General features: G+C 59.4%; 19 protein-coding genes and 1 pseudogene. 9 read left to right on the top strand and 11 right to left on the bottom strand.

The annotated features are described in order from the left end of the window. Window positions 1–379 precede the first annotated feature (379 nt). From LAT62_RS10795 to pheS, 4 genes and pseudogenes are all read right to left on the bottom strand, one after another. A pseudogene (locus tag LAT62_RS10795) lies at window positions 380–631 on the bottom strand (MerR family transcriptional regulator); the annotation flags it as partial. Further along, a complete protein-coding gene (gene ihfA, locus LAT62_RS10790; protein WP_293383293.1) occupies window positions 615–920 on the bottom strand; it encodes an integration host factor subunit alpha in 306 nt (101 codons plus the stop codon). The gene ihfA and the pseudogene LAT62_RS10795, both read right to left, overlap by 17 nt. Window positions 921–924: 4 nt before the next feature. Beyond that, the gene (gene pheT, locus LAT62_RS10785; protein WP_293383290.1) at window positions 925–3,297 is read right to left on the bottom strand and encodes a phenylalanine--tRNA ligase subunit beta; all 2,373 of its coding nucleotides are present in this window, start codon (window positions 3,295–3,297) and stop codon (window positions 925–927) included. 24 nt (window positions 3,298–3,321) lie between these two features. Beyond that, entirely contained in the window at window positions 3,322–4,338 is a 1,017-nt protein-coding gene (gene pheS / locus LAT62_RS10780; RefSeq protein ID WP_293383287.1) for a phenylalanine--tRNA ligase subunit alpha, read from the bottom strand. A gap of 152 nt (window positions 4,339–4,490) precedes the next feature. Between pheS and cysQ the strand changes: the two genes are divergently transcribed. After that, entirely contained in the window at window positions 4,491–5,366 is an 876-nt protein-coding gene (gene cysQ / locus LAT62_RS10775) for a 3'(2'),5'-bisphosphate nucleotidase CysQ (RefSeq protein ID WP_293383284.1), read from the top strand. 1 nt (window position 5,367) lies between these two features. Here cysQ and LAT62_RS10770 read toward each other — a convergent pair whose 3' ends face one another. Next, window positions 5,368–5,739: a helix-hairpin-helix domain-containing protein gene (locus LAT62_RS10770; protein WP_293383281.1), complete on the bottom strand. Its 372-nt coding sequence runs from the start codon at window positions 5,737–5,739 to the stop codon at window positions 5,368–5,370. Window positions 5,740–5,960: 221 nt separating this feature from the next. Here LAT62_RS10770 and pyrB point away from each other — a divergent pair, with 221 nt between their 5' ends. Both pyrB and pyrI read left to right on the top strand, forming a co-directional pair. Further along, window positions 5,961–6,917, top strand: coding sequence for an aspartate carbamoyltransferase (gene pyrB, locus LAT62_RS10765; protein ID WP_293383278.1), 957 nt, complete (start codon window positions 5,961–5,963; stop codon window positions 6,915–6,917). After that, complete coding sequence (pyrI, locus tag LAT62_RS10760) at window positions 6,910–7,377, top strand: aspartate carbamoyltransferase regulatory subunit (RefSeq protein ID WP_293383275.1); 468 nt, start codon at window positions 6,910–6,912, stop codon at window positions 7,375–7,377. Before pyrB ends, pyrI begins: the two co-directional genes overlap by 8 nt. A gap of 171 nt (window positions 7,378–7,548) precedes the next feature. Here pyrI and ffh read toward each other — a convergent pair whose 3' ends face one another. Continuing rightward, a complete protein-coding gene (gene ffh, locus LAT62_RS10755) occupies window positions 7,549–8,958 on the bottom strand; it encodes a signal recognition particle protein (RefSeq protein ID WP_293383272.1) in 1,410 nt (469 codons plus the stop codon). 120 nt (window positions 8,959–9,078) lie between these two features. On the opposite strand from ffh, the gene LAT62_RS10750 reads away from it, so the two are divergent. The 3 genes from LAT62_RS10750 (at window position 9,079) to LAT62_RS10740 (ending at window position 11,954) form a co-directional block, all read left to right on the top strand. Further along, window positions 9,079–9,861, top strand: a complete 783-nt coding sequence (locus LAT62_RS10750) for an inner membrane protein YpjD (RefSeq protein WP_293383269.1) — start codon at window positions 9,079–9,081, stop codon at window positions 9,859–9,861. Window positions 9,862–9,936: 75 nt separating this feature from the next. Continuing rightward, the gene (locus tag LAT62_RS10745) at window positions 9,937–11,199 is read left to right on the top strand and encodes an HlyC/CorC family transporter (protein WP_293383266.1); all 1,263 of its coding nucleotides are present in this window, start codon (window positions 9,937–9,939) and stop codon (window positions 11,197–11,199) included. A gap of 5 nt (window positions 11,200–11,204) precedes the next feature. Continuing rightward, on the top strand, window positions 11,205–11,954 hold the full coding sequence (locus tag LAT62_RS10740) for an RNA methyltransferase (RefSeq protein ID WP_293383263.1): 750 nt from the start codon (window positions 11,205–11,207) through the stop codon (window positions 11,952–11,954). Window positions 11,955–11,964: 10 nt separating this feature from the next. On the opposite strand, the gene LAT62_RS10735 is transcribed toward LAT62_RS10740, so the two are convergent. Next, window positions 11,965–13,512, bottom strand: a complete 1,548-nt coding sequence (locus LAT62_RS10735; RefSeq protein WP_293383260.1) for a sigma-54-dependent transcriptional regulator — start codon at window positions 13,510–13,512, stop codon at window positions 11,965–11,967. Window positions 13,513–13,693: 181 nt separating this feature from the next. Between LAT62_RS10735 and LAT62_RS10730 the strand changes: the two genes are divergently transcribed. Then, the gene (locus tag LAT62_RS10730; protein ID WP_293383256.1) at window positions 13,694–15,346 is read left to right on the top strand and encodes a bifunctional diguanylate cyclase/phosphodiesterase; all 1,653 of its coding nucleotides are present in this window, start codon (window positions 13,694–13,696) and stop codon (window positions 15,344–15,346) included. Between the two features lie 95 nt (window positions 15,347–15,441). Here LAT62_RS10730 and LAT62_RS10725 read toward each other — a convergent pair whose 3' ends face one another. After that, on the bottom strand, window positions 15,442–15,888 hold the full coding sequence (locus LAT62_RS10725; RefSeq protein ID WP_293383253.1) for an HIT domain-containing protein: 447 nt from the start codon (window positions 15,886–15,888) through the stop codon (window positions 15,442–15,444). Between the two features lie 157 nt (window positions 15,889–16,045). On the opposite strand from LAT62_RS10725, the gene LAT62_RS10720 reads away from it, so the two are divergent. Both LAT62_RS10720 and LAT62_RS10715 read left to right on the top strand, forming a co-directional pair. Next, window positions 16,046–17,167 (top strand): GNAT family N-acetyltransferase, encoded by a 1,122-nt coding sequence (locus LAT62_RS10720; RefSeq protein ID WP_293383250.1) that lies wholly within the window; start codon window positions 16,046–16,048, stop codon window positions 17,165–17,167. Window positions 17,168–17,280: 113 nt separating this feature from the next. After that, window positions 17,281–17,697: a VOC family protein gene (locus LAT62_RS10715; RefSeq protein ID WP_293383247.1), complete on the top strand. Its 417-nt coding sequence runs from the start codon at window positions 17,281–17,283 to the stop codon at window positions 17,695–17,697. A 22-nt stretch (window positions 17,698–17,719) separates the two neighbouring features. Here the strand turns inward: LAT62_RS10715 and LAT62_RS10710 are convergent, their stop codons facing one another. The 3 genes from LAT62_RS10710 to LAT62_RS10700 form a co-directional block, all read right to left on the bottom strand. Then, window positions 17,720–19,336 carry an AMP-binding protein gene (locus tag LAT62_RS10710; RefSeq protein WP_293383244.1) on the bottom strand — a complete coding sequence of 539 codons (1,617 nt, stop codon included), beginning with the start codon at window positions 19,334–19,336 and terminating at the stop codon, window positions 17,720–17,722. Continuing rightward, window positions 19,333–20,346, bottom strand: coding sequence for a hypothetical protein (locus LAT62_RS10705; protein WP_293383240.1), 1,014 nt, complete (start codon window positions 20,344–20,346; stop codon window positions 19,333–19,335). The genes LAT62_RS10710 and LAT62_RS10705 overlap by 4 nt, the downstream gene beginning before the upstream one ends. Then, a partial coding sequence (locus tag LAT62_RS10700; RefSeq protein ID WP_293383237.1) for a hypothetical protein occupies window positions 20,337–21,008 on the bottom strand: 672 nt, incomplete at its 5' end. The genes LAT62_RS10705 and LAT62_RS10700, both read right to left, overlap by 10 nt.

The raw sequence follows: 21,008 nt of genomic DNA, 5'->3' as shown, positions 1-21,008 counted from the left end.
TGCGACCCTCGCCACCCCATGACGATGCGCTACCAGACTGCGCTAATGCCCGACTCGAGGCGGAATGATACCCTAACCGATTGAAATTACAAGCTTAATTCAAACCCTGAAAACGACAATGGCAGCACCCTCAAGACCACTCCAACAGTGCCCGGGCTTCTTCTGCCAATTCACGCAATTCGCGCAAATCATCGGCCTTGATCACACTCTGCGCGGCAGGCGCCTCTACCAGATCTGATGTGGGCTCGGACGCAGCAGGTACGGCCCGGGGCCGAAGCGTCTTTGCTTGAGCTTCGGATGGCACCGGATACTCGTCATCCAGAGTGGCCAGTACATTGTTTTTCTGCTGGGCCTGTTTCTTTTCACGAGCCATCCGCTCAAGTTGCTGGCGAGCACCCTGGATGGTGAAGCCTTCATCGTAGAGGAGGTTGCGGATGGTTCGTATCAACAGGACATCATCGCGCTGATAATAGCGACGATTGCCCCGCCGTTTGACCGGATTGAGCTGCGGAAATTCCTGTTCCCAATAGCGCAGCACGTGGGCTTTCAGGCCACAGAGGTCTGCTACCTCACCGATGGTGAAGTACCGTTTACCAGGGATGTCGGCGGCCAGATCAGCCTTTGCTGTCATCTCCTTCATAGGTTTCCACCTTCACCTTCAGCTTTTGCCCGGGCCGGAATGTCACCACCCGACGCGCTGAAATGGGGATTTCCTCACCGGTCTTCGGATTCCGGCCAGGGCGTTCTCGTTTGTCTCTCAACTCGAAATTGCCGAAACCGGACAACTTTACCTGTTCATTATGAACCAGGCTCTCGGTGATTTCCTGAAAAAAGAGCTCCACAATTTCCTTGGCTTCCCGCTTGTTCAACCCGAGCTCCTCATACAGGCGCTCCGCCATTTCAGACTTGGTCAATGCCATCGGATCAACTCCTCAGTGCGGCATCAAACTGCGTTTGCAGTTGTTCAATCACCGCGTTCATGAAACCCGCCACCTCTTCATCCTGCAAGGTGCGCTCGGGGTGTTGCCAACTCAGTTGCAATGCCACACTGCGCTTTCCGGTTTCTATGCCCTCTCCGGCATAGACATCAAACACACTGACCGTTTGCAGCCATTCGCCGCCGGCAGTTCGTGCGGCATCTTGCAATTGCTGAGCCTGAACCTGTTCGCTGACCAGTATTGCCACATCGCGGTGACTGCCAGGATACTTTGACAACGGCTGATACAGCGGAACCTGACGAGCGGCCACTTGAGCCAACTCGAGTTCGAACAGGTAAACGGGCTTTTTCAACTCGAGAGACTGCTCGATACGCGGATGCAAACGACCCATCCAGCCTGCCGCTTCTCCATTCACGGTAACCCGGGCGGCCTGCCCCGGGTGCAACATGGGGTCATCCGGCAAAGACTCGAAACGAATGTCATTGCCCGCGGCCAGAGCCAGCAGGGATTCGACATCGCCTTTCAGATCGTAGAAATGGACCATATCGCTTCCGAGCCAGGCGGTGTCGCTACGGGGGCCATAAAGCAGACCGCCAAGGCGCTTGGTCTGTTCAAGGTCGTCCAGTTGCCCGCGGAAGACCAGACCAACCTCAAACAGGCGTACCCTGTCCTGCTGCCGGTTCAGGTTGTAACGCAGGGCATTCAGCAGCCCCGCGGCCAGATTGGTCCGCATCACCGACAGGTCTTCGGAAATCGGGTTCGCCAGCGGCAAAGGCGCAAGGTCCGGCTCCAGCAGTTTTTGCAGGCCCGGCTCGACAAAACTGTAGGTCACCGCCTCCTGATAGCCCAGTGCCAGCAAGCGGCGCTTGATCAGCCGCTCATCTTCAATGGCTTCTGGCAGAGGCACCATGGCAAGGGGCATGGCCGGATCAGATACAGGTAGGTTGTTGTAGCCATAGACCCGAGCGACTTCTTCAATCAAATCGGCCGGTATGCTGATATCAAACCGGTGACTGGGAATAGCGCAGTGCCACTCCCCTTCTCCGACCTCCACACCGAAACCGAGGCCCTTGAATATGCGGGTAATCTGTTCAGCCGGGATATCGGCGCCCAGCAGGTCATGAATGGCCTGATGGCTCACAGAGACTCGCGGGGAAACCGGAAGGTGGTCGGGCGCCAGCGCTTCTTCCACCGGCCCGGGATGCCCGCCGACGATGTCCAGCAGCAGTTGGGTGGCCCGTTCTACGGCCTGTCTCTGGCCATTGAAATCAACGCCACGCTCAAACCGGTGCGATGAATCGGTATGCAGGCCGTAAGACCGGGCTACACCGGCCAGGTGCAGGGGCGCGAAGAATGCACACTCGAGGAAAATATCCGATGTTTCATCATTGATGCCTGACGCCTCGCCACCCATGATGCCCGCCATGGAGAGCACCTGGCTACGGTCAGCGACGACCAGTGTGTCTTCGCGCAGCGTGACTGTCTGTTCGTCGAGCAGGGTCAGTTGCTCGCCCGGCTTCGCCCAGCGCACATCAATGCCGCCATCCAGCCGGTGCAGGTCAAAGCCGTGCATAGGGTGACCCAGTTCCAGCATCACATAGTTGGTCACGTCGACCACCGGATCGATGCTGCGAACACCGCTGCGGCGCAGGCGCTCCTGCATCCACAGAGGCGTTGTTGCCGAAGGGTCTATGCCGCGGATGACCCGACCCAGAAAACGCGGGCAGGCTTCCGGTGCAGACAGGGTCACCGGGAAGGTGTCTTCAATCACCGCAGGAACCGGCTCGATGGTGGGCGCTGTCATCTCGATATCGTTGAGCGCGCCAACATCGCGGGCTATACCCCGGATACTGAGACAGTCAGCGCGATTGGGTGTCAGGTCGATGTCGATCAGGGTGTCGTCCAGCGCCAGATACTCTCGCAGGTCAATGCCTACCGGAGCATCCTCGGCCAGTTCCAGAATACCGCTGTGATCATCGGAAAGCCCAAGCTCCTTGCCGCTGCACAGCATGCCAGCGCTGTCGACATCACGCAGCCGGGCCTTTTTGATCTTGAAATCACCGGGCAGAACACCGCCCACTCGCGCCAGTGCCACCTTCAGGCCGGCTCGCGCATTGGGGGCGCCGCACACCACCTGATAGGTCGTCTCGCCGTCTTCGACCTGGCAGACCTGGAGCTTGTCGGCATTGGGATGCGGCTCCGCAGAAACAATCCGCGCCACCACCACATTGCTGAACGCTCCGGCAGCCGGTTCGGTCCCGTCCACTTCAAGGCCGGACATGGTGACCTGATGCACCAGAGCGTCGGTATCCAGATCCGGGTTTACCCACTGTCGCAACCAGTTTTCGCTGAATTTCATAAGGCTATTCTGTCATTGATCCGGTTAACTGAACTGGCTCAGGAAGCGCAGGTCATTGTCGAAGAAGATGCGCAGGTCATTGACGCTGTAGCGCAACATGGCGAGGCGCTCTACCCCCATGCCGAATGCGAAGCCCCGGTACCGCTCCGGATCGATGTTCGCGTAGCGCAACACGTCAGGGTGTACCATGCCGCAGCCCATGACTTCCAGCCAGCCGGAATGGCCACAGACTCGGCAACCGCTGCCACCACAATGCACACAGGCAATATCCACCTCGGCCGACGGCTCGGTGAACGGGAAATAACTGGGCCGGAAACGCACCGCCAGTTCCTGCTCGAAGAACTCGCGCAGGAAGCTCTGCACCGTGCCCTTCAGATCCGCCATGCTGATGTGTTCATCCACCAGCAGGCCTTCCATCTGATGGAACATGGGGGTGTGAGTCAGATCCGAGTCACACCGATAGACCCGGCCGGGACAAACAATGCGCACCGGCGGCTGGGTTCCTTCCATGACGCGCACCTGAACCGGTGAGGTATGGGTCCGCAGCAGTCGGCTGGCATCGAAATAGAAGGTGTCGTGCATGGCCCGCGCCGGGTGATGTGCCGGGATGTTCAAAGCCTCGAAGTTGTGATAATCGTCCTCAACTTCCGGCCCTTCGGCTACACTGTAACCAATGCGGGTAAAGAAATCGGTCATACGCTCCATGGTGCGGGTAACCGGATGCAGCCCGCCGGGGGTAACCTTGCGCCCGGGCAGCGTCACATCCAGCGTCTCGTCGGCCAGCCGTCGGTTCAGTTCGGCCTCTGCCAGAGCCGCCTTGCGCTGGCCAAGCGCCTCTGCCACCTGCTGCTTGGCTTCGTTGATGCGGGCACCGGCAGCCGGGCGCTCGTCTGCCGGCAGCTTGCCCAGTTGCTTGAGCAGCGCCGTGAGTTCACCTTTTTTGCCCAGCTTGCTGACGCGCAAGGCCTCAAGCTCGGCAGGGTCTTCCGTCGCCTCGATGACAGACAGTGTGTCGGCGACCAGAGCATCCAGATTTTCCATTCGAGTCTCAATCGTCGGTATTCGTTTCGCTTACTATAGGGAACTGTGTTAAATAAGCAACTGAATTCTAAGGGGTTTTTACCCAAAAGTCAGCCTGATACAAACGTTCCCACGGGACATGAACGCAGACGTCAGGCGCAGGAGACTGAGCAATGACTGATCAGAGCACAGAGGTCACCGCCAGGCGGATTGCACGGCAGTTGAATCTGTTGGATATCCTGCCGATCGCAGAAGCTGCCGGCCGAGACATCATGGCCGTGTTCGAACGCGGTTTTTCGGTGACGCAAAAGTCCGATAACACCCCCGTTACCGAAGCCGACCAAGCGGCCAGCGAGCGCATTGTGGCGGGCCTTGAACAGGGCTGGGACTGGCCGGTGCTCACTGAAGAAGCCGCCGATATCAACTGGGCGACCCGCTCCGGCTGGACCACCTACTGGCTGGTCGACCCCCTTGACGGAACACGCGAATTCATTCGCCGATCAGGCGATTTTACGGTGAATATAGCCCTTATTCACGACCACAGGCCGGTATTCGGCCTTATTCATGCACCGACAACCGGCCAGAATTGGTGGGGTGGGATCGCCCATGATGCCTGCCAGCAAGAGAAAGACGCTGAGGCGACGGGTATCTCGGTCTGTGCGTTTCCCGATCAAACCCGGGATTGGGTTGAACTGGGCAGCCGCAGCCATCGTTCTTCGGCCGCCAGTCAGTTGTCAGACCTTCTGGGAGAGCATGAGATTCGACCGCGCGGCAGTTCGCTGAAAATGTGCCATATCGCCGCCGGCGAAGGTCACCTGTATATCCGCATGGGGCCCACCAGCGAGTGGGATACCGCCGCTGGGCAGGCCATTCTAGAGGCTGCCGGTGGGGTGCTGGTGCGACTGCCGGATCTCACACCGCTGCGCTACAACACCAAGGAAGAGCTGGAGAACCCCTGGTTCATTGCGGCCAGCGCCCTTGATGAGCGCTGGACCGATCCGTTGCGCACCTGGTACGCACGGACCGGTTCAGCCGGAGACACCGGCTAGCCTACTCTGCTTCTGCGGCAAGCTCTTCAGTGTCAACCCGCACCTGGTCGCGGATGGCTTCAAGTGTTGCCGGGCCGATGCCATTCACCGCCAGCAGGTCTTCCGCATTGGCGAAAGGACCGTATTCTTCGCGGTGAGTGACAATGGCTTCGGCGCGCGTTGGCCCCACACCCGGCAGCAACTGGGCCAGGGTGTCGACATCATCGGTATTGATGTTCACTTCCAGTACCAGGTCGGAATTGCTGCCAGGCTCGGGGAACTCATCAGTGCCCTCGTCAGCCAACGCCGGCATGGCCAGCCAGAAAGAGACCAGAATAGCCCCCCAGACCAGGGCCAGGGGGGTTGATGTCATCGGTGTTTTCAGATTGAACATGATTCGCTCCTTGCGTTGCATTTCGGTTGATTGCGTGGGTCTTTACAAGCCCACCCGCACCATAGGCACGAACGATCGGCAGGAAACTGACCCCAGGTTCAGAAATGGCCTCGAATAGACGTATTCTGTTCCCAGGTACAGGACCCGAGTTCAGGCCAACGACTCCGGTGGTATGCAGACAGATTCAAAATCGAACCGGCACAGGTTACACTGGCGCGCAAATGACGCTGGATCATGCCATGCCCAATCTGCTGTACAACAAAGACATAGTGTCGATCACCGACCTGTCTCCCGAGGCCCTGGAGTACATTGTGCAGACGGCAGAGCGCATCAAGGCGGGGGCGGTTCGGCCATGGCTCGCTGATCGGGTACTGGCGAGCTGCTTCTTTGAAGCCTCGACCCGCACCAGGCTCTCCTTTGAGACTGCGGTGCACCGCATGGGCGGACAGCTGATCGGTTTTTCAGACGGCGGCAACACTTCCGCCAAAAAAGGCGAAAGCCTGGCTGACACCATTCGCATGATTGCCTCCTACACCGACGCCATCATCATGCGTCACCCGCAGGAAGGTGCCGCACGACTGGCCAGTGAATTCTCCAGCGTGCCCATTATCAATGGCGGCGACGGTGCCAACCAGCACCCGACCCAGACATTGCTGGATCTGTTCAGCATCTATGAATGCCAGGGAACGCTGGAAAACCTTAGTATTGCCCTGGTAGGCGACCTGAAATATGGCCGCACCGTGCATTCTCTGGCCCTGGCGCTGGCCCGCTTTGGCTGCACGTTCCGCCTTATCTCGCCCGATGCGCTGACCATGCCCGACTATCTGCTGGAGGAACTTTCGGCACAGGGCGCCTACTATGAGCGCTCATCCAGCCTGGAATCGGTCATACCGGAAGTGGATGTGGTCTACATGACCCGGGTGCAGAAGGAACGGTTTGATCCGACGGAATACATGCACCTGGCGTCCGACTACATCCTGCGCGCCGACATGCTGAGCAATGCACAGCCTCACCTGCGGGTTCTGCATCCCCTGCCCCGAGTGGATGAAATCGACGTGTCGGTGGACAGCACGCCCTTTGCCTATTACTTCACTCAGGCGGAAAACGGCGTCTATGCGCGCATGGCTCTGCTGGCGCTGATCCTCAACGAAGATCTGGGGGAGGTGATGAATGGGTGAGTCAGGACGCAAGGACAGACAGCTTCAGGTCGAGGCGATTCGCCGAGGCACGGTGATTGACCATGTACCGGCCGGCAATGGCATCAAGATCGTGCACCGGGTGCAAAAGCTGTCGCCGACAGCCAGGTTGACAGTCGGGCTCAACCTGCCCAGTGGCCAAATGGGCAGCAAGGATCTGGTCAAGGTCGACGACTGGTTGTTTACCGAAGAGCAAGCCTATGAACTGGCCCTGTTCGCACCCGAGGCCACCATCAATGTCATCGACGATTATCGGGTGGTGAACAAGTTCAAGATGTCCCTGCCGGATACGGTGCAGGGCGTTTTCGACTGCCCCAACTCCAATTGCATTTCACACAACGAGCCGGTGCAGTCGCACTTTCATGTGATGCAGGAAGGCGACCATGTAGCACTGCGCTGTCACTACTGCGAGCGCAAGTTTCGCGATACCCTCTTCAACTAGGCCTCTTCGAGGCGGCTGCGCCGCCATCGGCCAGGGGGCTGGCCTCCTACTGAATTAAGGCACCACCCGCCCCGTAGGACCGCCGGTCCGACGCCTCGGCCCCGTTGCGCGATGGGGCCGCAAGCCCCTCCATTGGGCGGCTTCGCCGCCGAGCGCAGGCCTTGGCCGCGCTCAGCGCCCGAACGGGGGCATGCCACCGCCCGGAGGCATACCACCGGGAGGCAGGCCACCGCCACCACCCATCATGCCTTCCATGCCGCGCATCATCTTCTGCATGCCGCCCTTCTTGCCCATCTTCTTCATCATCTTCTGCATCTGCTTGTGCTGCTTCAGCAGACGATTCACATCCTGAATCTGGGTACCGGAGCCACTGGCAATCCGGCGTTTGCGCGAACCATTGATCCGGTCCGGAAAGCGCCGCTCAAGCACGGTCATGGAGTTGATGATGGCCTCCATCTGACCAAACATCTTGTTGTTGGCCTGGGCGGCAGCAGCTTCCTTCATCTGGCCCATGCCCGGCATCTTGTCGAGCAGGCCGGCCATGCCACCCATATTGTTCATCTGCTGCAGTTGGTCGCGAAAATCTTCCAGGTCAAAGCTCTTGCCCTTCTTGATCTTCTTCGCCAGCTTTTCGGTCTTCTGGCGGTCGACCTTGCGCTCCACTTCCTCGATCAGGGAGAGCACATCCCCCATGTCGAGAATGCGCGAGGCGACCCGGTCGGGGTGAAAGGGCTCGAGCGCCTCCAGTTTCTCGCCCATACCCATGAATTTGATCGGCTTGCCGGTGATATGGCGCACTGAAAGTGCCGCACCGCCGCGCGCATCACCATCCGCTTTGGTCAGTATGACCCCGGTCAGCGGCAGGGTCTCGCTGAACGCCTTGGCCGTATTGGCGGCATCCTGACCGGTCATGGCATCAACGACGAACAGGGTCTCTGCCGGGTTGGCGACCTTATGCAGTGACCTGATTTCGTCCATCATGTCCTGATCAACCGCCAGTCGACCGGCGGTATCAATGATCAGCACATCAAAAAAGCCCTTCTTGGCGTGCGCCAGCGCTTCCTTGACGATCTTTTCCGGTTTGCTCTTCGGATCAGAGGGAATGAACTCCACACCCACCTGGCCAGCCAGCGTTTCCAACTGCCCGATGGCGGCCGGACGATAGACATCCGCACTCACCACGGCGACCTTTCGGTTTTCCCGCTCTTTCAGGAAGCGGGCCAGCTTGCCCACCGAGGTCGTTTTACCGGCACCCTGCAGGCCGGCCATCAGGATCACGGCCGGTGGCTGTACATTCAGTTCAAGGCCTTCATTGGCCTCGCCCATCACCCGCTCCAGCTCCTGTTGTACAATCTTCAGGAAGACCTGGCCGGGATTCAGCGCCCGCGCGACCTCTGTGCCCAAAGCTTTCTCACGCACGCCTTCAATGAAGTCCTTGACCACTGGCAGCGCCACATCGGCTTCCAACAGGGCCATACGGACTTCACGCAATGTGTCCTTGATATTGTCTTCGGTCAGCTTCGCCTGGCCAGAAATCTTCTTCAGCGAAGTCCCAAGACGGTCGGTCAGTGTACTGAACATCTTTGATCCAACATTCACCTGATACAGGCCGTGCAGTATACTGATCTGCGATTGGTCCATCTACCGCGACCGGAAATCCGTGTTCGGTCTTTTCGCATCAAGTACCGGGGAGTTGATCTGTTGAGCTTTGTCGCCGCCCTATTCTATCTCGCAGTGACCGCTCGGCTGTGGCTGAACGAGCGCCTGCCGATGGCCGCCTGGCTGTTGCACGGCCTGCTGGTTGCGGCCGTGCTGGCGCATACCGTCGGGTTGCAGCAGGCGGTCTGGCAGCAGGACGGGCTGGACCTGGGTCTGTTCAAGATCCTGTCGGTGCTGGGCCTGATCCTCGCGGTGCTGGTGATGTTCAACCAGTTCCAGCGCGGTCCGGTTAATCTGGGCGGCTGGCTGCTGCCAGTGAGCGCCATCACAGCACTGGGCGACGCGCTGTTCAGCACCAGTTACGAAGTGCGCTCGTTCTCCTTCAGCCTGACAGTCCATGTGCTGTTTGCCCTGCTGGCCTACGCCATGTTCACCGTGACCCTTGTTTATGCGCTGGTGGTCAAAGCCCAGGACCGGGCGCTCAAGCATCACCACCTGTCCGGCTTCGTGCGACGCCTGCCCCCGCTACAAACCATGGAGCGGACCCAGTTCAAACTGGCCTGGATCGCCTTTACCCTGCTCACCCTGGCCATGCTGGTAGGCTATGTATCGGTCGAGTCCTTCTTCGGTCAGCAAGTTGCCCACAAGATCATTCTGACCCTGCTGGCCTGGGTGTTGTTTGCCGGTCTTTTTGTGGGCCATCACCTTTGGGGCTGGCGCGCTGTCATGACCCTGCGCGGGCTGCTTGCCGGGTATATACTTCTGTCACTTGGCTTTATGGGCCCCAGAGTGATGCTGGAATTCGTACTGGGCAATGGAATATAAGAGCGCATTCCTTGACATTTAGAGGGTGCGGACTTACAACGTGCCTATGTACACAACTCAGGGACAGACAAACCTTTGAACGAGGTTCCCATAGGCCTTTTGTTCGCCGCTTTGGCGGGACTTCTGGTCCTTTCTGCTTTCTTCTCCAGCTCCGAAACCGGCATGATGGCGATCAACCGTTATCGCCTGCGCCACCGTGCTGACAGTGGTCATAGATCCGCCATCAGAGTCAGGCTGCTCCTGGAAATGCCGGAGCGACTGATCGGTGTGATCCTGATCGGCAATAATCTGGTTAATATTGTGGCCAGTGCACTGACCACGGTGATTGCCATTCGGCTCTATCCGGAGAACCCCAATCTCGCGATCACCTTCGCCACCGGCATGCTGACGCTGATTATTCTTATATTTGCCGAGGTGACACCCAAAACCCTGGCGCAAAAGCATCCCGAAGGCATTGCCTATCCGGCCTCCTGGATTCTGCGGCCGCTGCTGACCCTGCTCTACCCGGCCGTGGTGCTCGTCAATTCGGTTTCCCGGATCCTGATGTGGATTCTCAACATTCGCATCACACCACAAAACCATGAGGCACTGGATACCGATGAACTGCGCAGCATGGTGTCCGCCTCGGGCAGCAGCCTGGCCGCCAAGCGGCAGAACATGCTGCTGGGCATTCTTGATCTCGACAATGTAACCGTCGAGGACATCATGATTCCACGCAATGAGCTGGCCGGCATCAACCTTGACGACAGTGTTGAAGACATTCGCAGCCAGTTGAACAACACCCCCTACACCCGTCTACCCATCTACAAGGGTGATCTGGATCGGGTCATCGGCTTTCTGCATATCCGCGATGCGGCTGAGTTTCTCACCTCGGATCGCCCGACCAAGGTCATGCTGTCGCGCAAGGCATCCGCGCCCTACTTCGTTCCGGAGACCACGCCGTTGCAGACCCAGTTGGTCAATTTCCAGCGCAAGAAGCTGCGCCTTGGACTGGTCGTAGACGAATACGGCGATGTACAAGGCCTGGTGACGCTGGATGACATTCTGGAAGAGATCGTCGGTGAGTTCACCACGGATGTGGCGGACAACAACAAGGACATTCACCCGCAAAGTGATGGCTCCTATGTGATTGATGGCGCTGCGAACATACGCGACATAAACCGCATTCTCGACTGGTCCTTGCCGGTCAACGGCGCCAAAACCCTGTCTGGTCTGGTCATCGAACAACTGGAAGACATTCCGGATGCCAACATGAGCCTGCGCCTTGATGGCTATCAGGTAGAGATCCTGCAGGTCAGCAACAACACCATCACCGCCTGCAGGCTACGCAAGCTCTGATATCGATGAACGACACTGCCCCCGCCCAGCACCCCACGGTCAGCAATGTTCGCATAGTACTGGTCCAGACATTTCATCCGGGAAATATCGGTGCCGCCGCCCGCGCCATGAAAAACATGGGCATCCGGGATCTGGTTCTGGTGCGTCCGCGCCGGTTTCCGGACGACGAGGCCACGGCAAGGGCCGGCACGGCGTCAGACCTGCTGGAATCCGCCAGAGTCGTGGACACACTCGGTGAAGCCATTGCCGACTGTGGCTGGGTGATCGGCACCTCGGCACGCGGCCGCGAGTTCCAGTTGCCTCAAGGCACACCATCTGCCTGGGCGCCGCAGATTGTAGCGGAGAGCCGGCAGCATCCGGTGGCGATTGTGTTCGGGCGCGAACGGATGGGGCTGCATAATGACGACATCATGCAATGCCATGGTCACATGATGATTCCTTCACATCCGGATCATCCGGTACTCAATATTGCCCAGGCCATTCAGGTTATCTGTTACGAGATCTACCAGCACTGGCTGGCCGCCCCGGACACTGCGCCTGCCGAGGCCAGCGGAGCCAACGACTACCCCGATCATCAGATGCTGGAAAGTTTCTACCAGACCCTCGAAGAGCGCCTGGTACACTCCGGTTTTATCGACGCTGAACAACCCGGCCACACCATGGAACGACTGAAGACCCTGTTCAAGCGAGCCCGGCCCACGCGGCGGGAACTGGGCGCCCTGTTTGGTGCCATCAAATCTTTGCACCGCGATTGACGCTGGCGGTTCAGCGGCGGCGCCCGATGTTGTACTCGCGCAACTTGTTGGCCACTGCCGTGTGCGACAGCCCCAGACGCTTGCCCAACTGCCTTGAGCTGGGATACGACGGATACAGGGCGCGCAAGAGCTTGGCTTCGAACTCCTTGACCGAACTCTCCAGCGTACCGGTAAACTCACTGACCTGAACGGCCAGGGTGTCATCCACCGGAGGCAGCCCGAGATGTTCCGGCATAATCACATCTTCTTCGACCAGTGAGACCGCCCGGTACAGGGTGTTCTCCAGCTCGCGCACATTGCCGGGCCAACTCTGCTGCTTGAGCAACTTGACCGCATCGTCGCTGAGTGAAACGAAACGCCGGCTGGTTTCCGCCAGGCGCTGCACAAAATGCCTCGCCAGCGGTTCGATGTCAGCCCGTCGCTCGCGCAGGGGTGGCAAATGAATGTTAAGCACATTGATCCGATAGAACAGATCCTGCCGAAACTCGCCTGCACCCACCTTCTGCTGGAGATCCTGCTGCGAAGAGCAGATGATACGGATGTCCACTTCCTGCTCTTCCTGACCCCCCAGCTTGCGGAATCGGCCTTCGTGCAGCAGGCGCAGGAACTTGGCCTGAACGGTATTGGGCAGAGCACCGACCTCATCAAGAAACACGGTGCCCCCGTCATAGCGGGCAAAGATGCCCTCCTGAGCCGACACGCCCGGCAACGCTCCTTCTGCCACTCCGAACAGCTCGGTTTCCGCCGAGCTTTCCGGCAGCGAGGCACAGTTGAGCACCGCGAAGGGCTTTTCCCGGCGCAGGCTGTAATTGTGGCAGGCCCGTGCCAGCAGGTCTTTGCCGGTACCGGTTTCGCCGGTAATCAGAATCGGGGCATCCAGTACCGCCATACGCCGTGCCTGACGCATCTGTTCGCGCATAGCCTTGCTGTCGGCGACCATGGCGGACAGTTCGCTCTGCGTCTGGCTGTAGGCTTCGATTTGTCGGCCCAGCTTCATGGGTGACTTGAACGTCAGTACCGCCCCGGCAAACTGAGGCTCGCCTTGATCATCCGGAATATAGATGGGATAGACATCCATCAGGAAGGCCTGGCGGGACATCTGCACAAAGGCACTCTGGTGCTTGTGCTGATCCTCTTTCAACCAGTGCCCCAGATTGAACCCGCGCAGAAACTTGCGCAGCCCGCGGCCGCGCAGCTCTTCGGCTTCCAAATGGAGTATCGCCTGGGCCGCCTTGTTGCTGACCAGTATCCGGCCCGATGTATCCACACTGATCACCGGCTCCGGCAGCGTTGCCAGCAACACATTGAGTTCTTCCTTTTCCCGTTCCATGGGCATGAAAGCCACGGTGCTGACGTCGTGGACGCCTGCAATATGACGCAGTTCCGGCATGATCTTCTGAAATGTTTCGAACTGCAGTGAAGGCAGACTGAGAAAGATCTCGCCCTGAAAATCCGATTCGGTCTCGATGCCTTTCAGGTCAATCTCGTGGCTGACCAGTATTTCGAGTACCTCCTGTGCGATACCCAGGCGATCCTCACACTGAATCCGTATTCTCATAGCACCAACTTGATGTTGTTATAGTATGTAAAGCATTATTTACATAATTGCAGAGCAGCTCAATACCTCTTTGGGGAAATAAGAGTGTACACATCGAATTGTCGCTTTTTTTATGCAGGTATACATATTTGCGTCAGGTTTTGGTCAAAATCGGACAGTACTTATTGCTGACCAAACTCGCATGATCCTGCACCCGTTTCCGGATGCCAAAGCCCCACCCTCCAAGCTCATATGGACAGGGTCATCGGTGGATGCGATCATTGCGGTCCCTAACGAAGCCATGAGCCAGAGGGTGCCAGTGGGTGAGCAGTACAGTGCATTTCATCAGCAACTTTTGGAGTTGCTGCACGATCCGTCCTTCCGGCAGCTCAATCATGAAGAAAAGCGTACCGAACTGATCTCCTTCAGTGCCCGCCAGCTTGGCATAGACCGCTCGGTTGCCTTGTGTGTTGCCGACGCAGTCGCGTTGGTGAATGTGCAGTCCGACGCCTTGCTGGATCGCGAACGCCTTGAATTTCTATCCCGACACGATGATGTCAGTGGTCTGCCCAATCAGGAAGCACTGCGCCAGCACCTGACAGCTCTCGAATCCTCGCCCGATGCAGACCAGGCGGCCACCGTGGTCTGGGTAGATATTGACCGTTTCAAGGCCGTCACCGATGCGCTCGGTTCCGAACAGACCAATCACCTGATTTCCACCCTGTCGAGCCGCCTGCAATCGGTAGCCGACAGACCGCAGGAAATGACCGCCCGACTGAGCAAGGACGAATTCGCGCTTGTCCTGATACACCCCTCCGGTGAGGTCAATGAAGCCGTACAGCGAATCGACCGTCTGAAGCAGTTGCTGTGCCGACCGATCAAACTGGACAACCGCCGCATCGTGCTGACGGCCAGCCTGGGCGTCAGCCTGCAGAACGAACAGGATATCGTATTGCTGCTCAATGAAGCCGAGGCCGCCATGCTGGAAGCCAAGAGCCTGGGCGGCAATCAGGCCGTCTATTTCACCAAAGCCCTGCAGGACCAGCGGGAGCAGCGACTGTTGCTCGAAAGTGAGCTGGTGCGGGCCATTGAGCAGCGCGAACTCGTGCTGCACTATCAGCCGATCTACAATGCGGACGGCACTCTTGAAAGCGCCGAAGCACTGGTGCGCTGGAACCACCCGGATCGCGGCCTGCTGGCCCCTGCCGAATTCCTGCCCATGGCCACACGGGCCGGGATCATCACCGACATCGACTTCTATGTCGTCGATCAGGTCTGCCGTGACATCGCCGCCATGAAAGCACAGGGCCTGAACACCCAGCGCATTGCCATCAATCTCTCGGGGCAGCAACTGAACGACAGTGACTACCCCATTCAGTTGCACGACCTGCTGACGAAACATGGGATATCCGGCTCTGATATTGAAATCGAAGTGATCGAAGAGGCCACCAAAGGGGACACCTTTGCCGTGGCCACCAACCTGCAGCGGCTAGCCGAGATGGGCATTCGACTGTCAATTGATGACTTCGGAACCGGCTACTCCTCGCTCGCCCGGCTGAAATACCTGCCCTTCCATAAGCTCAAGATCGACCGTTCATTTGTCTCCGACCTGCCCAACGACAATGATGTGTGTTCGATGGTTCAGGCCATTATGGGCCTGGCAGGGGGGCTTTCGCTGCAACTGGTGTCGGAAGGTGTGGAAACGGACGAACAGAGAGAATGGCTGGCCAACCGAGATTGCGACTATCTGCAGGGCTTTCTGATGAGTAAGCCGGTGCCGCTGACGGAATACACTGACTTGTTGGCCAATGGCGGCAAGCCGCAAGAAGACCAGGCACCCGGGCAGTCTGCCTGACAAAGGCGGCTGGCGCCGCTATCGGCCAGCGGGGTGGCCTCCTACGGAGGCACAACTGTAGGCGCGTGCCTTGGCCGCGCTCGGGCAGCAGGCCCTCACGCCACAATAGATTTTACATCATCATTCGGCTTGAACGTACTGGTGGCAAAGCACTTCTGCAGCCGCAACACCCGATCCCGCAACTGCGCGTTGGTGTATCCCCGGGCAGGCACCCTGCCCCAGACCGGGTTGGGCCAGGCCGGGTCATCGCGCCGTCGCACCACATGATGCACATGCAACTGGCGCACGACGTTGCCCAGCGCCGCCACGTTCATCTTGTCGGCCCCGAACTCCTCGGCCATGGCCTTGGCGATAAAAGAAGACTCCCAGATCAACTGCTCCTGGTCATCGGTATCCAGCTGATAAACTTCGACCACATCGTCACGTTTGGGCACCAGAATGACCCAAGGGTAATTGGCATCCTTCATCAGCAGCGCCCGGCACAACATGAAGTCGCCGATCCAGGCACAATCGGATTGCAAGCGATAGTCCAGTTCGAACATGGGCTCGACACAAGCCTCCCTGTAAACGGATAATCCAACGCGGCGCAGTATAGCTGAATCCACCCTCCTTTGCAGGCACGTCCAATAGTCGAAACGCCGCGTAAGGTGAGATACATTGATTCGCGACTGTCACTCTTCACTGGCCTGAGAGATCTCTATGACCTGGAAGCTGCTGTCCCAGTGTCCTGCTCCAGAGCCCGGACGCACGGAACATGACAACCCCTTTGCCCGAAGATCGTTCCTGCACGCGCTGGAGGCGTCCGGCAGCGTGAGCGCAGACACAGGCTGGACGCCGCATCATCACATGCATGATTCCGGCGCGATCCAGCCCCTGTATCGAAAAGATCACTCATACGGCGAATATGTCTTCGACTGGGCCTGGGCCGATGCCTATGCCAGAGCAGGCCTGCACTATTATCCCAAACTGCTGACGGCCATCCCCTTTACCCCGTCCACCGGGCCCAGAATGCTGGATGCCGACCTGGCGCCCGAAGAATCACGCCTGGCCATCGCCTCCTGGATAGAGCAGCTGCCCGATACCTGCCACCGAGAGCAGGCCTCAGGCTGGCATCTGCTGTTCCCGGACAAGGATCTGCTGGCTCAGTTTGCAGAGCCGGAGTTCATCCTGCGCAAGGGCTGTCAGTTCCACTGGTTCAATCGCGACTACCGGGATTTCGATGATTTCCTCGGCCGCATGACAGCACGACGCCGCAAGACCATCCGCAAGGAGAGACGACGAGTTGCCGAACAGGGCATTGAGGTGCGCATGATCGAGGGATCAGCCATGACGGCGGACTGGCTGGCCCGCTTTTACGCCTTTTATCATACGACCTACCTGAAGCGCGGTATGCGCGGCTATCTGAGCCAGGATTTCTTTCAGCGGCTGTGTACCGACCTGGCAGACCACACCGCCTTTGCATTGGCTTTTCGTGGTCAGGAACTGATTGCCGGAGCCCTGTTCTTCCATGATCAACAGACACTGTATGGTCGCTACTGGGGTTGTATCGAAGATATCGACTGTCTGCATTTCGAGACCTGTTATTATCAGGGCATTGACTATGCGATCGCCAAAGGCCTGCGCCGGTTCGACCCTGGCACCCAGGGAGAACACAAGATCCCGCGCGGCTTCGAGCCAACTGCCACCTGGAGTGCCCACTGGCTGGCGCATCGCGAGTTTCATGAACTGATCCGTCGCCATCTGCGACAGGAGCGGGTTCATATCGATGCCTATATGGCGGAGGCGGAGACACTGTTGCCGTTCAAGGCCCAAGGCAGTTGACGGAAGACAGTCGACTGTCGACAGTAGCCCGAGATTCAGCGAAAGCACAGAGCCAACTGTCGACCGTGCACTGTCTACTGTTGACCTCTCTACCACAACTTAGAGGAGTACTTATGAAATACCTCCACACCATGCTCCGCGTCGAGGATCTCGATGCCTCACTGGACTTTTTCTGCAACGGTCTGGGCCTGGTGGAAACCAAGCGCAAGGAGGTCGAGAAAGGCCGCTTCACGCTGGTTTTCCTGGCCACCGCACCGGGCGAGCCGGAAATCGAGCTGACCTGGAACTGGGACCCGGAAACCCTGACCGGCGGGCGCAACTTCGGCCACCTGGCCTTTGAGGTGGACGACATCTACGAGAAGTGCAAGCACCTGATGGACCACGGCGTTACCATTCTGCGTCCTCCCCGTGACGGGCGCATGGCGTTTGTCCGCTCGCCGGATCAGCAATCCATCGAGTTACTGCAAAAAGGTGACGCTCTGCCGCACAGGGAGCCCTGGGCATCCATGGAGAACACGGGGGACTGGTAATTCGGACCAGCTCGTGAGGACACTACAGCAAAGCCCTCAAAGCACCATAGTCGATTTTGGCGTTGTGCCGCCGATCGAGCGGAATGCGCTTCACGAGTCGTATCGCCCGGGTCGGCAAAGCCACAGGCAGCGCTGACACCAATTGCTCGATATCAGGCTGGCGACCCGGCTCGGGTTCAATCACCAAACAGGCCTCGCCGTCATGCGTGAGCAGCGCAGCGGCGGCGACGCCGGGCTGGGCGCGGGCCGGATACTCCAGTTGAAACGGATACAGGCGCTGTCCATCGACGGTGACCGCCGCTGACACCCGACCCACCAGCCACAGCCGACCGGTCGCATCCAGATAGCCGGCATCGCCGGTACGGTGCCAGCGCACCCCATCGACCTCCAATTTGGCCTGCTCATCGCCTTCGCCGTCCAGATAGCCGCCCAGCACATGTGCCCCGGCGACGGTAATCTCTCCGACCTCACCAGCGTCTACACAATGCGCCTCCAACTCTGTTTCAGTAAGACGAAACGGTGGTGACGACTCGGCATCCTGTAGAATTCGCAACTGAACAGACTCTATCGGGCGCCCTGCCGGCAGCCCATGACCCAACTCAGGTCCGGTCAAAGCCTTCTCGTCCAGCTCCGCAGCGGGCAATTCGGCAATCGGTTCCGCTTCGGTGGACCCATAAACCGCGGTGACGCCACACCGGGGAGCCATCAACTGCGCATAGTCCAGAATCATCCTCGGAGTGACCGGCGCTCCACCGGTATGCAGATGGTGCAGTTGCGGAGACGCGGTTTCCTTCAGCCCCTGGCAAAGCTGGCGAAAGAACGCTGGCGAACCGCTGGCACGGGTGACACCAGAGGCCTGCATGGCCTGCAATACCGGCACGGGTTCAATGGCCCCGGGGCGGGCGATATCGCCAGGCGGCAGAAGCGTGCTGACTCCGGCCGCCAGATTGGCCAGCACAAAGACCGGCAGTGTGGTGGCATCTACATCCCCCGGTTGCAGCTGTAGAGTGCCCAGAATGGCCTGGTACTGAGCACGCAAGAACCCGTGGCTGCGACAGGCCGCCTTGGGACGACCGGTGCTGCCACTGGTAAAGGTGATCAGCGCCGGACTGTCTGCCGGAGCTCTCCATGCGTCGCGGGCTGGGGCTTCGGTCGGGTTGTCTTCAAGCCGGGTCGTCCAGGGCAACCAGGCACCGACACAGAAATGCCGCGGTATACGCCGGACACTGGCATAACGAAGACGCAGCAGATGGGCCACGGGTATGCCCACAAAAGCCGATGGCTGCAGGCGCTGGCAGGTATGATCCAGTTGATCTTTGGGCGCCGACGGGTCGGGCAGTATGGCCACCGCACCGAGTCGCCACAGGGCGAGCAACAGCCCGTAAAGCGCCGGAGAGACCCGCAGTGCGACCAGTACCCGGTCACCGGGCCCTATTCCCGACCGAGCCAGAGTGTCGGCCCAGGCCAGAGACAGCCTCTGCAGGTCAGCAAACCGGAATGTCTTCAGGGGTTTCTGTGGATACTGTCGACCATCCAGCAGTGCGGCGGCCTCGGGCTGTGCATTCGCTTGCGCATCAAACAGAGCGACTATGTTGGATGAAACGTTGGATGAAACGTTGGCAGCCTCAGCGCCGCTCATGAGCGCCCTCCTGTCTGATCCTCGAGCGTCTGGCCCAGACGACGCGAGAACAGCGCATAGCGACGAAACACCCGGGCGTTCTCGGAGCGCATCAGGGCCGATCGGTTGCTGTCCTGCATCAGGGCATGGATGACTTCACTGTAGCCGGCCGCACAGGCGGCCTGATAGGCATGATCGGCCAGCAGCAATCCCAGCCCGGCGCAGTCCCGACCCGGCCGCACGGCAATGGTTTTGAGCACAAGGCGGGGAGCCGCGTCTGCCGTTGCCGGTGGCGCCGGATAGGCAAACAGAAACCCGGCCAGGCCGTGGCGATCTTCCGCCACCACGGTCGCCCTGGGTTCATGCAGTGTTTTCAGGGGCTGATACTGCTGCCAGAAGGCGTACCAGCTCTGCGGCTGGTACAGCAAGTTGCGCCGGAAGCTCTGCAGGCTGAGCTGATGAATCGCCGCCAGTTCCTGCTCGAATCTGTCAGCCTGCAAGGGTCGCAACTGCAGCCCCTGGGCCTGCATGCGGGCCCGGATTCGCTCGCTGCGCGGGTCTTCATCCGGAGTGGGTACCGCACAGGACGAATGATAGTGCCAGTTCGGCTCAAAACCGGAAGACTGCCAGTGTTCTACCCAGTCTGCCGGCTGGTCTGGCTCCAGCGGAAAGGGTGCTGTGCCGTCCGACCAGGTGACCAGTCGGTGCGCATGCCAGGTGTTGCGGTCCATTGGCCCCAGTGCCAGCCGACACCCCTGACTCGCCAGCCAGGCACAAGCATGATTCAGCAGCAAACCGGACGCAGCCTGATCACAGGACCAGAACTGCCCCACCACCCCCGGTACCTCCCCCCCTACAGTGGGAGTGTCGAGCCACCAGAGTGCACACCGGGCCAGCACCTCAGCAGTGGTATCGTCGACCACCACCAGAACACGTTCCGGAGCCAGTGCGGACGAGGGTGGCTGCTGGTCGCCCCAGCCCAGGCCATGCAACTCATCACTTTGCCAGTCTGCTGCGCTGATCAGGTCCAAAACGGTGCTCCTGCAAGCATCAATACCCCGGCAATCAGCGCAGCCAGACCGCCCAGCAAGCCCTGCCGCCACCAGCGATCGGCGTCCCGCGGGCAGCGTTCGATCTGGGGCTGCAAGCGCTGAAACAGCGCGGCAATCAACCCGGTCAGCACCCCGCCGCCGACCATATATTGCCAGACTTCTGCCCCGCTGCTGCCCAGCAGCGTTGTCGGCACCACTATGATCCCCCACCCCTGCAAGGTGGCCAGCGCCCAGATTTTTCCGCGATGGCCCTTGTCACTGTTACCATGAATGCGGGCAATGCCGATCATGGCCAGTTGCGCCGCAAAGGCGGCCACCCAGGCGACATAGAAGCTTTCACCCGGCACCAATACCTGCGCCAGCAGACAGATCAGCCCGGCCCCGGTAATAGCGCCCACGGCCCGGACATCATGGGTTACCCGTTGCCGCCCCAGTCGCACCAGCCCGGTATAGGTCAGAAACAGAGCCAGTGGCGGCAGCAGCCACAAGGGGCCGCCCACCGCCCAGGCGGCATAGCCCACCAGAATGGCGGCAAACAGACTCGAATCGGTCAGCGTGGTGCGCCGGCGCCAGATCATGGCGACCGCAATCAGCAGCACGGTAACCACCAGCACCTCGATCAGGGCCGCCGTGTTGTCATC

Origin of the sequence: Natronospirillum sp. (genome assembly GCF_022565775.1) — a bacterium.
Lineage (GTDB): Bacteria > Pseudomonadota > Gammaproteobacteria > Pseudomonadales > Natronospirillaceae > Natronospirillum.
Note: the sequence above shows the minus strand (reverse complement) of the source record. Positions and strands in the feature narration are given on the sequence as shown.